Origin of the sequence: Mycobacterium hubeiense (assembly GCF_002838065.1) — a bacterium.
Lineage (GTDB): Bacteria > Actinomycetota > Actinomycetes > Mycobacteriales > Mycobacteriaceae > Mycobacterium > Mycobacterium hubeiense.
The window spans coordinates 1-3,038 of sequence record NZ_PIZU01000093.1; the positions used below are offsets into that span (position 1 = coordinate 1).

Below are 3,038 nucleotides of genomic sequence, written 5' to 3' on the forward strand. Positions count from 1 at the left end.
TCTTGGAAAGCCCGCGAGACCGCAGCGGCGCGATCGAGATGATGTGGACGCCGTGCTTGCGGTGTGCTTTGCGCAGCCGCAGGAACACGATCGGCGATTCTTCCTCTGGTTCGAGCCCGGCCAGCAGTACCGCGGGCGCCTTCACCAGGTCGGCGTAGGTCACCGTCATCGGCTGGCCCGCGATGTGCGCGGCGAGGAACTCGGCTTCCTCGCGGCTGTGCGCCCGGACCCGGAAGTCGACATCGTTGGTGCCCAAGACGATTCGCGCGAACTTTGCATAGGCGTAGGCGTCCTCGGCGGTCGCGCGGCCCCCGACCAGCACCCCCGCGGCGCCGGTCGCCGCCGCCAAGCCGGCCCCCGCCACCCCCAGCGCCTCCGACCAGGACGCCGCGCGCAGCTTGCCGTCGTCGTCGCGCAGGAGGGGAGTGGTGATGCGGTCGCCCACCGCCGCGTAAGTGAACGCCCAACGGCCCTTGTCGCAGTTCCATTCCTCGTTGACCTCGGGATCGTCACCGGCCAAGCGGCGCATCACTTTTCCGCGGCGGTGATCGGTGCGCTGGGCGCATCCGGAGGCGCAGTGCTCGCACACGCTCGGGCTGGACACCAGGTCGAACGGGCGGGCCCGAAATCTGTAGGCGGTGCCGGTCAACGCGCCGACGGGGCAGATCTGCACGGTGTTGCCGGAGAAGTACGACTGGAACGGCTCACCCGTCGCGATGCCAACCTGTTGCAGCGCACCGCGTTCCAGCAGCTCGATGAACGGGTCGCCGGCGATCTGCTCGGAGAACCGGGTGCAGCGCGCGCACAGCACGCAGCGCTCGCGGTCGAGCAGCACCTGCGACGAGATGGCGATCGGTTTCGGAAAGGTCCGTTTGCGATCCTCGAAGCGGGTTTCGGCGCGGCCGTTGGACATCGCCTGGTTCTGCAGCGGGCATTCCCCGCCCTTGTCGCACACCGGGCAGTCCAGAGGGTGGTTGATCAGCAGCAGTTCCATCACGCCCTGCTGCGCCTTGTCCGCGGCCTCGGACGTGTACTGGGTGTGCACCACCATGTCCGGCATGACCGACGTGGTGCACGACGCCATGGGTTTGCGTTGCCCCTCGACCTCGACCAGGCACTGCCGGCAGGCGCCGACCGGATCGAGCAACGGGTGGTCGCAAAACCGGGGAATCTGCACGCCGATCAGCTCTGCGGCGCGAATCACCAAGGTGCCCTTGGGGACACTGATGGCCACGCCGTCGATGGTGAGGTTCACCATCTCCACCGGCTCCGCTTCAGCGCGAGCAGACGCAAACATGCCGTCTTTTCCGCCATTTTGGGCAGTTTTGTGTCTGCTCGCCGGAGAAGACGTCACGCGCTCACCCCCTCGGCGGCGAACAGTGTCGAGGCGTGCGGGTCGAACGGGCAGCCGCCGTCCAGATGCGCCAGGTACTCGTCGCGGAAGAACTTGATGGACGAGATGATCGGGCTGGCCGCGCCATCACCCAACGCGCAGAACGACTTTCCGAAGATGGTGTCCGATATGTCCAACAGCTTCGCAACGTCGGCCTCGGTACCCGCGCCCGTTTCGAGCCGCTCGTAGATCTGGGCGAGCCAGTAGGTGCCCTCACGACACGGTGTGCATTTGCCGCACGATTCGTGTGCGTAGAACTGCGTCCAGCGCCGCACCGCGCGCACCACACACGTGGTCTCGTCGAAGATCTGCAGGGCCTTGGTTCCCAGCATCGAACCCACCGACGCCATGCCTTCGTAATCCAGTGGCACGTCGAGGTGTTCGTCGGTGAGCAGCGGGGTGGACGATCCACCCGGCGTCCAGAACTTCAGCGAATGCCCGGCGCGTACCCCGCCGGCGTACTCCAGCAGTTCGCGCAGGGTGATACCCAGTGGCGCCTCGTACTGCCCGGGCCGGGTGACGTGCCCCGACAGCGAATAGAGCGTGAACCCGGGCGACTTCTCGGACCCCATCGACCGGAACCAGTCGATGCCGTTGAGCAGGATCGGCGGGACGCTGGCGATGGATTCGACGTTGTTGACCACCGTCGGGCAGGCGTACAGACCTGCCACCGCGGGAAACGGCGGCCGCAACCGGGGCTGGCCGCGTCGGCCCTCCAGCGAATCGAGCAGCGCGGTCTCCTCGCCGCAGATGTACGCGCCGGCCCCGGCGTGCACGATCAACTCCAGATCGAAGCCGGATCCTCCGATGTTGCTGCCGAGGTAGCCGGCGTCGTACGCCTCGGCGACCGCGGTCTGCAGCCGACGCAGCACCGGCACCACCTCACCGCGCAGATAGATGAACGCGTGGTGTGCGCGGATCGCGTAGGCAGCGATGATCGCGCCCTCGATCAAAAAATGCGGCGTGGTGAGCATCAGCGGGATGTCTTTGCACGTACCGGGTTCGGACTCGTCGGCGTTGATGACCAGATAATGTGGTTTGGCGCCGGCGCCGGTGTCGTCCTGCGGGATGAACGACCATTTGGTGCCCGTCGGGAATCCTGCGCCGCCGCGGCCGCGCAGGCCCGAATCCTTCACTGTCGCAATGAGTTGGTCGGGATCCATCGTCAACGCCTGATCCAGCGCGCGATAGCCGTCGTGGCGCAGATAGGTGTCCAGCGACCACGGCTCCGGTTCGTCCCAGAACCGGCTCAGCACGGGGGTCAGCGGTGTCATGTGTCCGAATCCGTTCCCTGTTCCTGCGCCACTCGCAACCCGGCGAGCGTCGCGGCCCCGGGCTGGGCCGCATCGGATTCCGATCGCGGGTCACCCAAACCGGCCAGGATGCGGGCGGTCTGCGAGAACGGGCACAGCGGCGCGCCGCGGGTCGGGTGCGGCGGCTGCCCGGCGCGCAGAGCGTCGACCAGATCGCGTGCGGACGACGGTGTCTGGTTGTCGAAGAACTCCCAGTTGACCATCACCACCGGGGCGTAGTCGCAGGCCGCGTTGCATTCGATGTGTTCCAGCGTGATCCGGCCGTCGTCGGTGGTCTGGCCGGCGTGAACACCCAAATGCTCTTGCAGCGCTTCGAGAATGGCGTCGCCGCC

General features: G+C 67.1%; 3 protein-coding genes. All 3 read right to left on the reverse strand.

What is annotated here, in order from left to right; all coding sequences use genetic code 11:
- Nucleotides 1–1,297 (reverse strand): NADH-quinone oxidoreductase subunit G (locus tag CWS39_RS28005; protein WP_142386978.1); only part of this gene is annotated, 1,297 nt, incomplete at its 3' end.
- A 53-nt stretch (nt 1,298–1,350) separates the two neighbouring features.
- A complete protein-coding gene (nuoF, locus tag CWS39_RS28010; RefSeq protein WP_102146079.1) occupies nt 1,351–2,667 on the reverse strand; it encodes an NADH-quinone oxidoreductase subunit NuoF in 1,317 nt (438 codons plus the stop codon).
- Nucleotides 2,664–3,038 (reverse strand): NAD(P)H-dependent oxidoreductase subunit E (locus CWS39_RS28015; RefSeq protein WP_199178341.1); only part of this gene is annotated, 375 nt, incomplete at its 5' end. The genes CWS39_RS28015 and nuoF, both read right to left, overlap by 4 nt.